The organism is Cellulomonas iranensis NBRC 101100 = JCM 18110, assembly GCF_001552375.1.
In the GTDB taxonomy this organism is placed as follows: Bacteria; Actinomycetota; Actinomycetes; order Actinomycetales; family Cellulomonadaceae; genus Cellulomonas; species Cellulomonas iranensis.
The window spans coordinates 1-16,690 of sequence record NZ_BCRB01000047.1 but is presented as its reverse complement, the minus strand read 5'-3'; the positions used below and the strand labels follow the sequence as shown (position 1 = coordinate 16,690).

Genomic DNA, 16,690 nt, shown 5'->3' with positions numbered 1-16,690 from the left:
CGCCGCGCGGGCGGCAACGGGCTTAGGGTCGGAGGTCGTGGACCTGCGACCCGAGCCCGCCGCCCCCGCCGACGCACCCGCGATCCACGCGCTGCGCCGGACCCTCGAGGACTGGATGGCGGAACGCGCCATCGACCAGTGGCCCGTCGGCTCGCTGCCCGCCGACCGCGTCGCCGCCCAGGTGGCGCGCGGCGAGTGGTGGGTCGTGCGGGACGCCGACGGCGTGCGCGGCACGCTGCGCGTGCTCGACACCGACCCCGAGTTCTGGGGCGAGGACGACACGCCCGCGCTCTACCTGCACGGGCTGATGGTCGCGCGGCGCGCGAGCGGCACCGGGCTGGGGCGCGCGCTCGTCGAGTGGGCGCACGCCCGCGCGCGGGACGCCGGGCGCCCGTGGCTGCGGCTCGACCACCGCGCGTCCAACCCGCACCTCGACGACGTCTACCGGTCGTGGGGCTTCGAGGCCGTCGCCGAGACGGACCGGCCCGGGTTCGCGGTCGTGCTGATGCAGCGGCCGGTGCCGCCCGCCGCCTGACCCGCCACCGCGACCGGCCGAGAACTTCGCGCACGCGGTGAACCGACCGGCCCGCCGTCTCGTCGTAGGGGTGGAGGGGCCGGACGGGCCGCGGGGGCGAGAGAGGCGAGGGACATGCGGAAGCGGACGAAGGTGTGGGCCGGCGTGGGCGTCGGGGTCGTGGTGCTCGGGGGCGTCGCGCTCGCGGTCGGGCCCGGGTTGTACGCGGACTGGGTCAACAGCAACGCCGACGCGGCGCCGACGATCGCCACGAGCGCGGCCGCCGACCCCGTGACCCCGACGGACGGCACGTGGACCGTCGGCGCGGGCTCGTTCGCGGGCTACCGGGTCGACGAGGTGCTGCAGGGCAAGGACGTCACCGTCACGGGCCGCACCGAGAAGGTCACCGGCACCGTCACGGTCGCCGACGGCAGCCTCACGGCCGCGGAGGTCGACGTCGACATGGCGAGCATCGCGACCGACGAGCCGCCGCGCGACTCCTACTTCCGCGACACCGCGCTGCAGACCGGGACCTTCCCGACCGCGACGTTCACGCTCACCGAGCCGGTCGCGCTGGGCGACGGCGCCACGTCCGCGACGCTCACGGGCGACCTCACGATCCGCGGCGAGAAGAAGCAGGTGACCGTCGACGCGCAGGTCGCGGCCAGCGGTGACACCGTGCAGGTGGTGGGCTCGGTGCCGATCACGTTCGCGGACTTCGGCGTCGAGGCGCCCGACCTGGGCTTCGTGACGGTCGAGAAGACCGGTGCCGTGGAGTTCGACCTGCGCCTCGCGCAGTCCTGACGGGCCGAGACGTCAGCAGGCACGACCGAGGGGAGGGGTGACGTGACGCCGGACGCCGACGAGCTGCTGCGCGCCGTGCACGACGCGCACGCCGACGCGCTGCACCGGTACGTCGCGCGCCTCACCGACGCCGCCCGCGCGCAGGACGTCGTGCAGGAGACGCTCCTGCGCGCGTGGCGGCACCCCGACGTGCTGACCCGGCCCGAGCCGTCGGTGCGGGCCTGGCTGTTCACGGTCGCCCGCAACCTCGTGGTCGACGACGCGCGGTCGGCCGCCCGGCGGCGCGAGCTGCCCACCGACGCCGTGCCGGACGCCGCGACGGCCGACGGCACGCAGGAGGCGCTCGACCGGTGGCTCGTCGCCGACGCGCTCGGCGCGCTGTCCGACGACCACCGCGCGGTCGTCGTCGGCGCGTACTACGGCGGCCGGTCCGTCGCCGAGCTCGCCGCCGAGCACGGCGTGCCGCCCGGCACCGTGAAGTCGCGGCTGCACTACGGGCTGCGCGCGCTGCGGCTGGCGCTGCAGGAGAGGGGAGTGACGTCATGACCGCCGACCCGTACCGGGAGTGGGACGCCGCGTACGTGCTGGGCGCCCTCGCGCCCGCGGAGCGGCGCGACTTCGAGGCGCACCTCGCCGGGTGCGCGCAGTGCCGCGCGGCCGTCGGCGAGCTCGCCGGGGTCCCCGGGCTGCTCGCGATGGTGCCGCCGGACGTCGCGCTCGCGCTGCCCGGCGAGCCGGCGGGCGCGTCCGCCGCCCCCGGGGCCCGTGCCTCGTCCGTCGGCGGCGACGACGGGTCGCCCGCCGCGGACGCCGGCGCCGGTGCGCAGGTCGTGCCGCTCGCACGCGTCGCGGCCGCGGCCCGGCACCGCAGGGCGCGCCGCCGGTTCGCGCTCGTGGGTGCGGCCGCGGCGCTCGTCGTGCTGGGCGGCGTCGCGGGGTCCGCGGTGACGTCGGCGACCGCGCCCCGGCCCGCGGCGGTCGCCGCCGACGCGCGCACGGTCGCACTGACCCCCGTCGCCGGGTCGGGCGTCACGGCCGACCTCACGCTGGTCCCCGCGGGCTGGGGCACGCGCCTCGACTGGTCGTGCGCGTACGAGGCCGCCGAGCTGCCCGTCGGGGTCTACGAGATGGTGCTCGTCGGCGACGACGGCGAGCGGACCGTCGTCGCCACCTGGACCAGCACGGGCGAGCGCGAGGCGTCGGGCCTGGGCGCGTCGTCGGCGCTGCCGCTCGACGGGATCGCACGCGTCGAGCTGGGCGTCGTCGGCATGGACCGGCCGCTGGCGGCGGGCGAGGTCTGACGCTCCCACGTTGTGCGCGGCGCGGCGATCGGGCGGTTCTGCGCCGAACCGGTCCCGGCTGTCGGCGGGCTTCGCTAGCGTCCGGACGCACCGTGACGACCGGCGAGCGCCGGCCCACGCACGACGGTGCGGAGAGCAGGGTCCCGTGTCGTTCCCCCGTCCAGCCGGCGCGCTGCGCCTGGCCGCCGTCACCGCGCTGACGGTCGGTCTCGCGCTCGTCCCCGGAGCCGCGCAGGCCCACGGCCGCAACCACGCGCCGGACCGCCCGGCGGCGCTCACCACGAGCCCCCCGGGTGCGGCGTGCACGACCGGCGCGGTGCTGCCCGTGGTCCGCTCGCTCACCCCGACGCTGCGGGCGACGCTGGTCGACGCGGACGGCGACGCCGTGCGGGCCACGTTCACGCTGCGTGACGGGACGAGCGGGCGCAAGCTCTGGTCGCCGCCCGCCACGGCCCCGCAGGCGTCGGGCGCCGAGCACGCCGTCGAGGTTCCCGCAGGCCTGCTCGTCGACGGCCGGACCTACGAGTGGCGCGTGCAGGCCAAGGACGAGCACGGCCGCAAGAGCCCGACCGTGCGGTGCCGCGTCGTCGTCGACGTGACGGCGCCCGGCGAGACGTCCGTGACGGCGGTCCCCGGCGCGGGCGCCGTGTACGGCGAGGACGCGACGTCCGGCGGCGTCGGCGTCGCCGGTGCGTTCCGGCTCGAGGCGGCCGACGCGGACGTCGTGGCGTTCCGGTACGGGTTCGACGGTGGTCAGGCCACGGTCGCGGTCGAGCCGGGCACGACGGCCGCGACGGTGACGTTCACGCCCGCCACGGCCGGACCGGTCGCGCTCGTCGCCGCCGCGGTGGACCGTGCGGGCAACGTCGGGCCCGAGCGGCTCTACCGGTTCACGGTCGCGTCCGCGAGCAGCGCCCCCGTCGGCAACGCGCAGTGGCTCCTCGACGAGGGCGAGGGCGGGACCGCCGCCGACGCGCTCGGCGGCCCCGACCTCGCGCTGACGCCGTCGACCACCTGGACGGGCGGCGTGCTCGCCGACCTGGGATGGCTCGACGAGGACAGCGCGCTGCTGCTCGACGAGGACGGCGACGGCGCCGCCGCGCCGGGCCCCGTCGTGGACACCACCGGCAGCTTCACGGTCGCCGCCTTCGTGCGAGCCGACGGCTCGGCGCCCGGCGCCGTCCTCAGCCAGGACGGCGGCACCGCGAGCGGCTTCACGCTCGGCACCGGTGCGACGGCGTGCGCCGACAGCGCCGCGCTCTGCTGGGAGTTCGAGGTGCAGGACGCGACGGGCGGCACGGCGGTCGCGACCGCGACCATCCCGGTGACCCCCGGGTCCTGGTACGGCGTGTTCGGCGTCCGTGACGCCGCCACCGGCACGGTCCGGGTCGACGTCTGCGAGATCGGCACGGCCGACGAGCCGGGCTCCATGGCTCCGCAGACGGGCACGCCCGTCGGTCTCGCGTCGGCGCCGGCCGCGTCGGGGCCGTTCCGGGTCGGCGGCACGCCCGACGGCGCGTCGTCGTGGCGGGGCGCCGTGAGCGCGGTCCACACGTGGGGCGCCGCGGTCGACGTCATGCGCGAGCGCGTGCTCTGCACGCGCGGCGGCGCCTGACCTGCCGCCCGCGTCACGCCGTGAGGCTCAGGGGCCGACGAGGCCGTCCACCAGGGCGACGACGGCACCCGCGAGCGACAGCGCGAGCGTGACGCGGGCGGCCGCGGGGCCGCTCAGCCAGCGGGCGACCCGCCCGCCCGCCAGGATGCCGACGGCGAGGGCCGCCGCCACGCCCGCCCACGCGGCCGGCGACAGGGACGGCCACGCCGCGGGTGACACGACGACGCGTGCGACGACGGTGCCGGTCGACAGCGCGATCAGGTAGGGCTGCAGCGTCGCCAGGAACACCCGGTGCTCCCACCGGGTGGCCTGCTGGAGCGCCGTGAGCGCGACGCCGCCGACGCCGGCCAGCACGGTCATGAGGCCGGCCGTGCCGCCGGCCGCGGTGAGCACGACCGGGCTGCGGGGCAGCTCGCGCAGCCGCCCCACGAGCACGGAGGCCGCGAGCGTCACCAGCATGACGACCGCGCTGAGCACCTGCGCGGGGCCGTCGGGCACCCGCCCGGCCAGCAGCGCGCCGGCGACCACGCCGAGCGCGCTGCCGGGCAGCAGCCGCGCGAACGTCGCCCAGTCGGTGTCCCGCACGACGCGGCTGAGCACCAGCGCCGCCGACGCCACGCCGCACACCTGGACCAGGACGACGCCCTGGGCCGGGCCGAGCGCGATGACCGTGAACGGGGCCACCACCATGGCGAACCCGATCCCGGACACGCGCTGCAGCGTGGCGCCGGCGAGCACCGACGCGAGGACCAGCAGGAGCACGGGCGTCAGCGCACCCGGCGCACGGCCGTGAAGAGCGCGGCGCCGACGAGCGCCGAGCCGGCGGCGAGCACGAAGAGCAGTCGGTACCCGCCCGAGGCGGTGATGACCGCGGCCGCGAGCAGCGGGCCCGCGATCTGCCCGCCGGTGTTCGACAGGTTGAGGATGCCGAGGTCCTTGGCGGCCGTCGCCGGGTTGGGCAGCACCGAGATGTTCAGCGCCTGGTCGACCGCGTTGAACGCGCCGAACCCGATGCCGGCGAGCACCGCGTACGCGACGATCGTCGACGGGCTGGGCGAGAAGAACGGCACGAGGACGCCCGCACCGATGAGCAGCGACGAGATCACCACGGGGAGCTTGATGCGGCCGAGCCGGTCGGCCAGCGGGCCCGCGACGAACGCCATCGTGATGCCGGCGACCATGATGATCGTCGCCGTCAGCGAGATGTAGCGGGCGGCGTCCGCCTTCTCCAGGAGCATGTAGTCCGTGAGGATGTAGAGCATGTAGCCCTGGATCGAGAACTTCGCCAGCATGATGAAGAACTTGCCGAACAGCGCGAGGTAGTAGTCGCGGGCGTCACGGCGGGCGAAGACGAAGTTGTCGAGGACGAGGTCCTTGGTGAACGGCTTGGCGGGCATGGGGATGCTCGACGCCTCGCGGAAGAACAGCGCGGCGGCCGGCCCGGCGACGAACGTCAGGACGCCGAGGACCAGGAAGCCCGTCGCCGTGCTGCCGAGGAACTGCGCGCCGATCACCTGGCCGAGGCCGGTGCCGACCCCGATGCCGAGCGCGTACGCCGACGCGGCGGTGCCGCGGTAGCGGGGTGCGACGCGGTCCGACAGCGTGCCGAGCAGCGGCGCGATGATCGCGTTGAGGAACACCTGGTAGACGGCCCACGCGGCGATGAGCGTCCCGGCGGTGGTGACGCGGCCCAGGACGAACAGGGAGCCGAGCGAGCCGATCGCGCCCACCCAGATCCACGGCGTGCGGCGCCCGAACCGGGAGCGCGTCAGGTCGGACGACGCGCCGATCGTGATGTTGGCGAGCGTCGCGACGATCATCGACACCGTCGAGTTGAGCGCGATGATCGCGGCCTTGTCGTCGGGGGCGATCTCGGCGACGCGTGCGGGCAGCAGCACGCCGACCGCACCCAGGTAGGCGACGATCCAGCAGAACGCGCCGACGGCGAGGCCGACGGCCAGGCGGACGGGGAAGCGCGGCTGGTCGGCGTCGGTCGTGGCACCGGTCCAGGTGGTGGGCTGCGGGTCCGTGGTGCTTCGTTGCGCGGACATGGTCGTTCTCCGAGGCTAGAGGGTGGCGGGGTCAGAGGATGACGCTGGTGGTGACGGCGTCGGGGGCGCCCCAGTGGCGGGCGGCCTCGACGAGCAGCCCGCCGGGCGGGACGTGGAACGTGCGCGTGGCGCGGTCCCACCGGGCGAGCGGCTGCAGGGGGGCGGTGAGCACGGCGGTCGTGCGCTCACCGGGGGCGACGTCGACGAGGCCGAAGCCGAGCAGCTCACGCTCGCCGGCGCGGTCGCCGTCGGTGCGGGTGCCGTAGACCTGGACGTTGACGCGCGCAGGACGGTCGCCGGTGCCGAGCACGGCGACGTGGACGGTCAGCGCGTCCTCGTCGCGGTCGACGACCGCGACGTCCTCGATCGTGGACGTCGCGTACGACAGCCCGAAGCCGAGCGGGTACGCGGCCCCGTGCCCGTCGCGCTGCAGCAGACGCTGGCCGTACCAGCGGTCGTACGTGACGCGGGTCGCGTCGACGTCGAACGGCGGCAGGTGCGCGGCGTCGGCGGCCATCGCGTACGGCAGACGACCCGTGAAGTCCTCGTGGCCCAGCAGGAGGTCGGCCAGCGCGTGCCCGCCGGCCGTCCCGGGGTACCAGGCGAGCACGAGCGCGGGGACGGCGTCGTGCCACTCGCTGACGAGCACGGCGCCCGCGGTCTCGACGACCACGACGGTGCGCGGGTTGGCCGCGGCGACCGCACGCACGAGCGCGACGTCCGAGTCGAGCAGGTGCAGGTCGCGGCGGTCGCCGCCGGCCTCGGGCCTGCCCGCGGACGCGGCGACGCGTTCGAGCATCGTCGCGAGCACGGCGCGCTCGGCGTCGTCCCGCGGCTCGGGGTACAGGGCCATGAGGTCGTCACGCGCGTAGACGCGCCCGTTGACCCACTCGCCCTCCTCGGCGGCGGTGTAGCCGACGACGACCACCGCGGCGTCGGCGCCGGCGGCGAGCGTGGCCGCCGCCGCGACGTCGGCACCGTCGTGGTGGTCGACGCGCACACCCGGCAAGGCCGTCCGCAGGCCCTCGAGGGGGGTCACGACGTGCGTCGCGTGCACGTTCGACGAGCCGTGGTCGCCGGTGTTCGGGACGTCGGCGAGGCGGCCGACGACGGCCACGGACCCGAGCGCGGGCGCGTCGAGCGGTAGCGCGGGGCGCCCGTCGACGTGCTCGTTGCGGAGCAGGACCATGGAGCGGGCCGCGGTGCGCCGGGCGAGCGCGACGTGCGCGTCCGACCCGACGACCGAGGCGTCGGGCTCGGCCTGCTCGCGCGTCGCGTGGTGGCGCAGCTGCGTCGCGAGCAGCCGGACGCCGGAGGTGCGCACGTCGTCCCAGCTCGCGGTGCCCTCGCTCAGCTCGCCCGGCAGGCGGTCGGCGCGCAGCTGTGCGAACGGCGCCTCGAGGTCGAGGCCCGCGGCGAGCGACGCGGACGCGTCGCGGATCGCCCAGATGAAGTCGCTGAGCACGAACCCCTCGAAGCCCCACGCGTCGCGCAGGACGTCCGTCAGCAGGTACCTGCTCGCGCTCGACCAGTCCCCGTTGACCTTGTTGTACGCGCACATCACCGCTGCGGCCCCGGCGCCGATCGCGCGCTCGAAGTGCGGGAGGTAGTCCTCGTGCAGGGGCTCGTCGGCGCACTCGACGTCGACGTCGAACCGGGCGTTCTCCATGGAGTTGAGCGCGTAGTGCTTGACGCACGGCATGGTGTGGACGCGCGTGCCGCGCACGAGGGCGGCGCCCATCTCGCCCAGCAGGACGGGCTGGTCGGAGTACGTCTCCTGGACACGTCCCCAGCCGGGGTGCCGCGGCAGGTTGATGCACACGCCGCCGAACAGGTTGCCGCCCGAGGCGCGCACCTCGGCGCCGATGGCGCGGCCGACCTGCTCCTCGAGCTCGACGTCCCACGACGCACCGCGTGCCATCGAGACGGGGAACGCGGTGCCGTGGCCGACCACGCAGCCGCGCGGGCCGTCGATGAACCGGATGCCGGGGACGCCGAGCCGCGCGTTGGAGCCCATCGGGTACGGCACGTGGTTGTAGCCGTGCTCCATGATCCCGGCACGCCCGGTCCAGAAGGGGGTGTCGCCGTGCAGCAGCGCGAGCTGCTCGGCGGGCGTGAGGTCGGCGTGCAGCCCGCGCGCCTCGGCCTGCGCGTCGGCCCCGGCGCGGACGCGGGCGACGGCTGCGTCGAACGGCGTCGGCGTGGTTCCGTGGGTGCTGTCCGCGGTGGCGGTGCGGTCGGTGGCGTGGCTCACCGGAGCCTCCTCGTCGTCGAGTAACTTAGTGCTTGGCAACCACCAAGTTAAGGGGAAGATAGAGACCCCTCGGGCCGCGCGTCAAGCCGTTCACCCGCCCGCTGGGCGGAGCGCCCCGGTGATAGCGTCACGGGCGCCGTCGGACGGACCGGAGGAAGACGTGAGCACGCAGGGGACAGGCACGCGGCGGCTGCGCGGCGACGAGCGCAAGGCGCAGATCATCGACGTCGCGTCGCGGCTCATCGCCGAGCGCGGGTACTGGGGCGTCTCGCTGCAGGACATCGCCGGACGCTGCGGGATCTCCGACACCGCGGTGCTGCACCACTTCGGCAGCAAGGAGAAGCTCCTGCTCGCGGTCGTCCAGCACCGCGACGAGACCGACCGCGTCGCGCTCGCCGACCGGCTCGGCGTCGCCCGCGACGACCTGTACGACGCGATCCCCGGCATGCTGCTCGCCGACGTCTGCGACGCGATGGTCGCCCGCAACGCCGCACAGCCCGAGATCGTGCGGCTCTACGCGCTGCTCAGCGCCGAGGCGCTGCAGCCCGTGCACCCCGTGCACGACTACTTCTACGAGCGCGAGCAGCGAGCCATCCGCACGTACGCGTCGGCCCGCTGCGACCTCGACCTCGAGCCGCACGCCCGCGCGCGCCTCGTGCTCGCGACCATGGACGGCGTGCAGCTGCGCTGGCTGCGCGACCCCGAGAACCTCGACCTGGTCGCCGAGTGGCAGGCGGCGTCGCGCGTCCTGTTCGGCACGGACGACGCCGCGCGATGAGCGTCGGCGACCCGGCGCCGGTACGACGCACGCCGGCGCTGGGTCGCCGTCCCGCCCGGCGCGGCGGGGCACCGGGTACCGTGTGGCAGTCGCGAGGACGGCCCGGTCCGGTCCGGCAGCCACGCGCCCCGCACCACCCGCGCCGGCCGCACCGCGGGTCCACGCCGGTGGACACCGCCCGCACCACGGAGGACCGATGACCTACGAGCTCGCGCTGTTCGACCTCGACGACACCCTCGCGCCGTCGAAGAGCAAGGTGCACCCCGAGATCGTGGACATGATCGTCGCGCTCACGCGCGTCGCGCAGGTCGGCATCATCTCGGGCGGCCGCTTCGAGCAGTTCGACTCCCAGCTGCTGTCGTCGATCGACGACACCGCGGCCCTCGCGCGGCTGCACGTGCTGCCGACGTGCGGCACGCGCTACCTCGTGCACGACGGCGGCGAGTGGTCCGAGGTCTACAGCGAGCCGCTGACCGACGACGAGTCCCAGCGCGCCGCGCGCGCCGTCGAGGAGTCCGCCCGCGAGCTCGGCCTGTGGGAGGAGCACACCTGGGGCGACCGCATCGAGCTGCGCGGCAGCCAGGTGACCTTCTCGGCGCTCGGCCAGGAGGCCCCCGTCGACGCCAAGGCCGCGTGGGACCCCGACGGCGTCAAGAAGGAGAAGCTGCGGGCTGCCGTCGCCGAGCAGCTCCCCGACCTCGAGGTCCGCTCGGGCGGCTCGACGTCCGTCGACATCACCCGCAAGGGCATCGACAAGGCGTACGGCGTCAACCGGCTGCTCGCGCGCCTGGGTCTCGAGCCGGCGCAGGCCGTGTTCTTCGGCGACCGGCTCGACGAGGGCGGCAACGACTACCCCGTGATCTCGACCGGTGTCCCGTGCGTGGCCGTCGAGGGCTGGGAGGACACGCCGTCGAAGGTGCGCGCCGCGCTGCCCGAGGCGTTCGCCTGACCCGCACCACCACCACGTCCGTGAGGGGGCGTCGCCGCGCGTCGGCGACGCCCCCTCACGCGTCCCCGCGCGCCGCCGGGAGATCCTGGACCCACGGCGACACACCCGCGCCCCTGCCGGACAGGAACGCAGCATGAGCCACCCCCGAGCCCCCGTGTTCGTCGACCTCTACGCACGCGCCTACGGCGACGTCGTCCGGTTCGCGCAGCGCCGTGCCGGCACGCACGCCGAGGACGTCGCGGCCGACGCGTTCCTCGTCGCGTGGCGGCGCCTCGACGAGCTGCCCGCCGACCCCGACGACGCCCGCGCATGGCTGTTCGGCATCGCCCGGAACGTCATGCTCAACCACCGCCGCGGCGACGAGCGACGCACCGCGCTCGCCGTGCGCGTCGCGCAGCTCGGGCCGCCGCTCGTCACCGACGAGGACGCCGACCTGGTCGCGCACCGCGTCGACCTGGGGCGTGCCTGGCAGCGGCTGTCGGCCGCGCACCAGGAGACGCTCGCGCTGACCGTCTTCGACGGCCTCGACGCACCCCGGGCCGCGCGCGTGCTCGGCATCTCGGCCGTGGCGTACCGCCTGCGGCTGTCCCGCGCGCGCCGTGCGCTGCGCGCCCACCTCGACCACCTGCCCGCGTCGTCCTCCGCGACGACACCGCGCGAGAGGACCCCCGCACCGTGAACCGCACCGACACCGACACCCTGCTGCGCACGCTCGACGTCGCCGACCCGCACGTCGACCCCCGCTCGCCGCGCGCCCGCGCCGCGATGCAGCGCATCGTGCAGACCGACCCGGACGCCCGGCCCGACGTCCGCACCGCCCGGCCCCGCGCGCGACGGCTCGCGCTCGCCGCCGGCGCCGTGGCCGCGCTCGCCGCGGGCGCCGTGGTCGTGCCGTCGCTCGTGGGCGGCGGCGACGCCGCGTACGCGACGTGGACCGCGACCCCCGCCGAGGCGACCGTCGTGCAGCGCGCCGACGCCGGAGAGGCGTGCCGTGACGCGCTCGCCCGGTCGATCGCCCCCGCCGACGCCGACGCGCTCGCGGGCGCGTCGGTCGCGGTCGCGGAGCAGCGCGGCACCTGGACCACGGTCGTGCTCGCGGGTGAGGGCGGGTTCGGCGGGCTCTGCGTCGACGACGGGTCCGCGGGGCTGTTCGACTCGATGTTCGGCTCGGCGGGCGTCGCCGCCGTCCCGGCGCCGTCCGCGCGCGGGGTCGTCGTGACCGACCTGGGCACGGGCTCGACGTCGGCCGGCGACCTGTCGCTCGTCGCCGGGAGCGTCGGTGACGAGGTCACGGGCGTGCGGCTGCGGACCGCGGGCGTCGGGGACGTCGACGCGAGCGTGCGCGACGGCCGGTTCGTGCTGTGGTTCCCGGGCGACGAGCTGCGGGACGCCAACGCGCAGGGCGTCGAGCTCGACGTCACGTACGCCGACGGGTCGACCGGGGCGGTGACGGTCGGGCTCTGACCTGCCGGCCGGGTGCTCGGCGGGGTGTGAGGGGTTGCCGTCGGCTCGCGGCGGCGACCCCTCACACCCGTCGTGACCGGGTCACGTCGAGCAGGGGACCGGGCCGGACGTCGGTGGCGTGCCCGAGCCGATGAACCCGAAGGCGGTCGTCGCGCCCGCCGCGAGGGAGCCGTTCCAGGCCGCGTTCGTCGCGGTGACCGTCGAGCCCGTGGTGGTGACGGCTGCCGACCACGACTGCGTCACCGCGCCGCCACCCGGAAGCGTGAACGTCGTCGTCCAACGCATGAGCGGTGACGTCCCGGCCGTGACGTCGACCGTCGCCTGGTAGCCGCCGGGCCACGTGCTGCCGACCGTGAGCGTCGCGCGGCACGCGGCCGCGGACGTGCTCGTGGGGCTCGGCGTGGGCGTCGGGGACGCGGTCGGCGTCGGGGTGGGGGAGACCGTCGGGGTGGGGGAGACCGTCGGGGTCGGGGACGGCGTCGGCCCGCCGCCGAGGCCCAGGCCCTCGAGCAGGTCGGTGAGCTGCGCCGCGATCACCTGGTGGTCCCGGACGGACGGGTGCCAGTCGCAGCCGCCGTAGTCGAGCCCCTCGCTGCCGTAGTACCAGGACGCGACGCGGTCGTCGCCGGCCGCACGCAGCTCGTCGACGACGCGCTGCGCGAGGTCCTTCAGGTCGGTGCCGGTGTGCACGGACGTCGCGGAGACGACGAGCCAGGTGTCGTCGCCGTAGCGCTCGCGCAGGTCGTCGAGGAACCCGTGGTACGCCGCGACCCACGCCTCGCGCAGCGCGGCGGGCGTCGCCCACGCCTCGCCCGCGCCGAGCGCGGTCGAGAAGTCGTTGATGCCCAGGCCGATGACGACCGCGTCGGGGTCCCACCCGGCGGCCGGCCCGCCGGCGGTGCCGGGGACGAACGGCAGCACGCGGTCGTAGTACGTGCGGTAGCTCGTGCCCGCGTCGGAGCCGGCGTAGTTGCGCACCATGCCGCGTCCCGAGAACGCGTTGAGCTGGTAGTCGGCACCCAGCGCGCGCGCCGTGAGGGCGCCGAAGCTCAGGTCCGCGTCGGTCGTGCGGGTGACCTGGTCGCCCGTGCAGGTGCGGCTGGTCGACGTGTTGCCGTACCCCACGGTGTACGAGTCGCCGACGTACTCGATCTGCAGGTCGCGCGGTGCGGGCGCGGGCAGCACGACGCTGCCGTCGTGCGGCACGAACCCGCCGAACGTGCTGGTCGCCCACGGGGCCTCGCTGCGCTTGACGACGCGCACGTCGTGCTCGCCCGCGGGCAGGCCGTCGACCACGTGCGTCGTCGCGCCGGGGGCCACGAGCATCTCGACCGTGCGGCCGTCGACCTGGACGTCGTAGTCGCCCGTCGCGTCGTCGAGCACGATGCCGACGCCCGTGCCGCGGAACCGCCCCTCGAAGTACACGCCGGGCCACGCGTGCTGCCACGTGCCGGCGACGGGGAGCACGCGCCCGGCGGTGCGGACGGTGTCGGCGAGCGAGGTCGCCGCGGCGGTGCCGGACGGTGCGAGCGGGGGTGCGGCGCCGGGGGTGGCGGCCGCGGCGACGGGCAGCAGGGCGACGCAGGCCGCGACCGCGGCGGCGACGACGGTGGCACGCGACGGGCGCACGCGGGGATCCTCTCGACGGACGTCGTCGCACCGGGACGGGCGACCCCGTCTTGCTACCGTCCCGCGCGTCGCGTCCGCATCGGGTGAAGCGATTCGACGCGTCGACCGCCCGGGGTCGCGGCACGGTGCGTGGCCTTCCGGCGGCGGGGGCGCCGCAACGCGGCACGGGGCCGACGCGGGGTGCGGTCAGCGGGTCGTGCCGCGCTCCAGCAGGCTCACGGGCAGCACGATCTGCTCGGGCGGCGCGTCCTCGCCCGCGGTGCGCAGGTCGAGCAGGCGCACGGCGTGCTCGACGAGCAGCTCGTGGTGCGGGTCGACGGTCGTCAGCCCGGGCCACACGTGCTCGCCGAGCGCGAGCGCGTCGAACCCGACGACCTGCACGTCGCCGGGGATGGTGCGGCCGTGGTCCTGCAGCGCGGCCATCGCGCCGATCGCGACCTGGTCGGTGACGGCGAAGACGCCGTCGAGGTCGAGCCCGCGTGCGAGCGCGTCGTCGACGGCCTGCCGCCCCTGCGCGGCCTCGAGCCACGGCGCGGGCAGCACGAGCCGCTCGTCGACGGGGACGCCGGCCGCGGCGTGGGCCTCGCGCCAGCCCTGGGTGCGGGAGCCGGAGACGCCGGGGTCGTCGTCGAGCGTGCCGCCGACGATCGCGACGCGCCGCGCACCGCGCGCGAGCAGGTGCGCCGTGGCGAGGCGTGCGCCGTCGACGTTGCCGAGCATGACGTGGTCGAACCGCGGCGGCATGGGGCGCTCGCCCAGCAGCACCAGGGGGAGCTGGGTCTGCAGGCGGTCGACGTCGTCCGGCGCGAGGCCGACGACGGACAGCAGCACGCCGTCGTACATCTGGAGCCGGGCCTGGGACAGCGCGCCGAGCTCGCCCTCCTTGCTGGCGTTGGTCTGCTCGATGACGAGGTGCCGGTCGCTCGCGCGCAGCGCGGTGGTGAGCTGTGCGCCGAGCTGGCCGAAGTACGGGTGGTCGACGCGCGGCACGACGAACGCGACCGTGCCGGAGCGGCCGGCGCGCAGGCGGCGCGCGGTGAGGTTGACCTCGTAGCCGAGGTCCGCGATGGCGTCGAGCACGCGGGCGCGGGTCTCGGGCCCGACGCGCGGCCGGTCGTTGACGACGTTCGAGACGGTCATGACCGAGACGCCGGCGGCGCGCGCGACGTCCTTGAGCGTCGGGGCGCCAGCGGGTCGCATGGACCCCTCCTCGCGTCGTCGGGCGGCGCGCCGCTCCTTGACTCGCGGCGCGCGACCGAGCATATTCGACCCTGCACGACGGCGTGTATCGATAAACCGGACCCGAGGGCCGGGCGGCACGCGCGTCGGCGCACCGCACCGACCACCCGAGGAGCCCCGTGTCCGACCAGCTGACCGCCGTCATCGACCTCGACCTGCCCGGCGCCACGATCAGCCGCCACGTCTACGGCCACTTCGCCGAGCACCTGGGCCGCTGCATCTACGGCGGCTTCTGGGTCGGCGAGGACTCGCCGATCCCGAACGTCCGCGGCATCCGCTCGGACGTCGTCGACGCGCTGCGCGCGATCTCGATCCCCAACCTGCGCTGGCCCGGCGGGTGCTTCGCGGACGACTACCACTGGCGCGACGGCATCGGCCCGCGCGACCAGCGGCCGCGCATGGTCAACAGCCACTGGGGCGACGTCGTCGAGGACAACTCCTTCGGCACCCACGAGTTCATGGACCTGTGCGAGCTGCTCGGCGCCGAGCCGTACGTCAACGGCAACGTCGGCTCGGGCACCGTGCGCGAGATGAGCGAGTGGGTCGAGTACCTCACGCGCGGCGACGACTCGCCCATGTCGTCCCTGCGCCGCGCGAACGGGCGCGACGAGCCGTGGAAGGTGCCGTTCTTCGGCATCGGCAACGAGCCGTGGGGCTGCGGCGGCAACATGTCCGCCGAGCACTACACCGACCTCGCGCGCCAGTACGCGACGTACATCCGCAACCACGGCGGCCACACGGTCGACAAGATCGCCGCGGGCGCCAACGCCGACGACTACGCGTGGACCGAGGCGCTCATGAAGGTCTCGGCCAAGCTGGGCTGCGGCTGCGACCCGCGCGGCTTCTTCCAGCACGTGTCGATGCACTACTACACGATGAGCGGCGACTGGGCCGACAAGGGCGCCGCGACGTCGTTCACGACCGACGAGTGGTACCTCACGATGAAGCGCGCGCGCCGCATCGAGGAGCTCGTGCGCGGGCACGCCAACGTCATGGACGCCTACGACCCCGATGCGCGCATCGGCCTCGTCGTCGACGAGTGGGGCACGTGGTGGAACGTCGAGGAGGGCACCAACCCGGGGTTCCTGTACCAGCAGAACACGCTGCGCGACGCGCTCGTCGCGTCGACGCACTTCGACACGTTCCACCGGTACGCGCGCCGCATCTCGATGGCGAACATCGCGCAGACCGTCAACGTGCTGCAGGCGATGATCCTCACCGACCCCGACTCGGGCGCGCTCGTGCTCACGCCGACGTACCACGTGTTCGAGATGAACACGGGCCACCACGACGCCGGCTCGCTCGACGTCCGGTTCAAGGGCGACCTGCCCACGCGCACGGTCGACGGCTCCGCGCTGGCGACCCTGTCGGTGTCCGCGTCGACCAAGGACGGCACGGCACTCGTGTCCCTGTCGAACATGGACGCCGAGACCCCGACGACGCTCGTGCTCGACCTGCGCGGGCGTGAGGTCACCGACGTGGCGGGCCGCGTGCTCACCGCGGGGACGCTGCACGCGCACAACACGCCCGACCAGCCCGACGCGGTCGCGCCGACGGCGTTCGAGGGCGCCCGCCCGCACGCGCGCGGCCTCGAGGTCGAGGTGCCCGCGCACTCCTACGTGACGCTCACGCTCACGCTCGCCTGACACCCACCCCCTCGGACGTCAGGCCGCCGAACGCGGACCTCTGCCGGTTCTCCAGCTCCATGACCGGCAGAAGCCCGCGTTCGGCGTCCGGGGTGTGACGGGTGGCGGCGGTGGGTGGGGAACGGGTGGCGGACGGTGGGTGAACGTCCGGGCGGCGGGTGGGGGACGACGGGTGGCGACGCGGTGACCTGCGTGAACACTCGCCGAACGGTCCGGCAACGGTGCCACGGGTGGGCGATTCGTCCGGATCGGACGGCCTAGTTTCGAGCACGGTCCGGCCCCACCCGGGGCCGACGACGACGGGCCTCCGTCGTCGCCGCCGCGCCGACGTCCCCCCGGACGCGCCCCGACCGCCCGGAGCACCATGACCGCCGTCCTCGCCCCGCCGCCCGGCGCGGGCCCGTCCGCCGCGCCACCGGCCGCGCGCCCGTCACGGCCCGCCGCCG

The 16,690-nt window shown here is 75.5% G+C and carries 15 protein-coding genes; 10 read left to right on the top strand and 5 right to left on the bottom strand.

The genetic code is table 11. From position 1 onward, the window contains the following. Nucleotides 1-37: 37 nt before the first annotated feature. The 5 genes from CS2_RS11070 to CS2_RS11050 all read left to right on the top strand — a co-directional run bounded on the left by CS2_RS11070 (nucleotide 38) and on the right by CS2_RS11050 (nucleotide 4,234). Nucleotides 38-535, top strand: a complete 498-nt coding sequence (locus CS2_RS11070; protein ID WP_070320042.1) for a GNAT family N-acetyltransferase — start codon at nucleotides 38-40, stop codon at nucleotides 533-535. Between the two features lie 114 nt (nucleotides 536-649). After that, a complete protein-coding gene (locus CS2_RS11065) occupies nucleotides 650-1,318 on the top strand; it encodes a YceI family protein (protein WP_070320041.1) in 669 nt (222 codons plus the stop codon). A 42-nt stretch (nucleotides 1,319-1,360) separates the two neighbouring features. Further along, nucleotides 1,361-1,864, top strand: a complete 504-nt coding sequence (locus CS2_RS11060; protein WP_070320040.1) for a sigma-70 family RNA polymerase sigma factor — start codon at nucleotides 1,361-1,363, stop codon at nucleotides 1,862-1,864. Continuing rightward, nucleotides 1,861-2,619, top strand: coding sequence for an anti-sigma factor family protein (locus tag CS2_RS18835; protein WP_070320039.1), 759 nt, complete (start codon nucleotides 1,861-1,863; stop codon nucleotides 2,617-2,619). The genes CS2_RS11060 and CS2_RS18835 overlap by 4 nt, the downstream gene beginning before the upstream one ends. A 145-nt stretch (nucleotides 2,620-2,764) precedes the next feature. Then, the gene (locus CS2_RS11050; protein WP_070320038.1) at nucleotides 2,765-4,234 is read left to right on the top strand and encodes a LamG-like jellyroll fold domain-containing protein; all 1,470 of its coding nucleotides are present in this window, start codon (nucleotides 2,765-2,767) and stop codon (nucleotides 4,232-4,234) included. Nucleotides 4,235-4,261: 27 nt separating this feature from the next. Here CS2_RS11050 and CS2_RS11045 read toward each other — a convergent pair whose 3' ends face one another. Genes CS2_RS11045 through CS2_RS11035 form a run of 3 tightly spaced genes read right to left on the bottom strand, consistent with a single transcriptional unit; the run spans nucleotide 4,262 to nucleotide 8,539 of the window. Then, on the bottom strand, nucleotides 4,262-4,996 hold the full coding sequence (locus tag CS2_RS11045; protein WP_070320037.1) for a TSUP family transporter: 735 nt from the start codon (nucleotides 4,994-4,996) through the stop codon (nucleotides 4,262-4,264). A 5-nt stretch (nucleotides 4,997-5,001) separates the two neighbouring features. After that, nucleotides 5,002-6,285, bottom strand: a complete 1,284-nt coding sequence (locus CS2_RS11040) for an MFS transporter (RefSeq protein ID WP_070320036.1) — start codon at nucleotides 6,283-6,285, stop codon at nucleotides 5,002-5,004. Nucleotides 6,286-6,316: 31 nt separating this feature from the next. Further along, nucleotides 6,317-8,539, bottom strand: coding sequence for a glycoside hydrolase family 3 protein (locus tag CS2_RS11035; protein WP_070320035.1), 2,223 nt, complete (start codon nucleotides 8,537-8,539; stop codon nucleotides 6,317-6,319). Nucleotides 8,540-8,699: 160 nt separating this feature from the next. Between CS2_RS11035 and CS2_RS11030 the strand changes: the two genes are divergently transcribed. From CS2_RS11030 to CS2_RS11015, 4 genes are all read left to right on the top strand, one after another. Next, nucleotides 8,700-9,317 (top strand): TetR/AcrR family transcriptional regulator, encoded by a 618-nt coding sequence (locus CS2_RS11030; protein WP_070320034.1) that lies wholly within the window; start codon nucleotides 8,700-8,702, stop codon nucleotides 9,315-9,317. A gap of 196 nt (nucleotides 9,318-9,513) precedes the next feature. Continuing rightward, a complete protein-coding gene (locus CS2_RS11025; protein ID WP_070320033.1) occupies nucleotides 9,514-10,266 on the top strand; it encodes an HAD-IIB family hydrolase in 753 nt (250 codons plus the stop codon). A gap of 133 nt (nucleotides 10,267-10,399) precedes the next feature. Continuing rightward, nucleotides 10,400-10,945 carry an RNA polymerase sigma factor gene (locus tag CS2_RS11020; RefSeq protein ID WP_070320032.1) on the top strand — a complete coding sequence of 182 codons (546 nt, stop codon included), beginning with the start codon at nucleotides 10,400-10,402 and terminating at the stop codon, nucleotides 10,943-10,945. Continuing rightward, nucleotides 10,942-11,730, top strand: coding sequence for a hypothetical protein (locus tag CS2_RS11015; RefSeq protein ID WP_070320031.1), 789 nt, complete (start codon nucleotides 10,942-10,944; stop codon nucleotides 11,728-11,730). Before CS2_RS11020 ends, CS2_RS11015 begins: the two co-directional genes overlap by 4 nt. Nucleotides 11,731-11,811: 81 nt before the next feature. Here CS2_RS11015 and CS2_RS11010 read toward each other — a convergent pair whose 3' ends face one another. Both CS2_RS11010 and CS2_RS11005 read right to left on the bottom strand, forming a co-directional pair. After that, complete coding sequence (locus CS2_RS11010; RefSeq protein WP_082740155.1) at nucleotides 11,812-13,359, bottom strand: cellulose binding domain-containing protein; 1,548 nt, start codon at nucleotides 13,357-13,359, stop codon at nucleotides 11,812-11,814. 186 nt (nucleotides 13,360-13,545) lie between these two features. Continuing rightward, the gene (locus tag CS2_RS11005; protein ID WP_046529609.1) at nucleotides 13,546-14,559 is read right to left on the bottom strand and encodes a LacI family DNA-binding transcriptional regulator; all 1,014 of its coding nucleotides are present in this window, start codon (nucleotides 14,557-14,559) and stop codon (nucleotides 13,546-13,548) included. 158 nt (nucleotides 14,560-14,717) lie between these two features. Here CS2_RS11005 and CS2_RS11000 point away from each other — a divergent pair, with 158 nt between their 5' ends. Beyond that, a complete protein-coding gene (locus tag CS2_RS11000; protein ID WP_046529608.1) occupies nucleotides 14,718-16,244 on the top strand; it encodes an alpha-N-arabinofuranosidase in 1,527 nt (508 codons plus the stop codon). Nucleotides 16,245-16,690 lie beyond the last annotated feature (446 nt).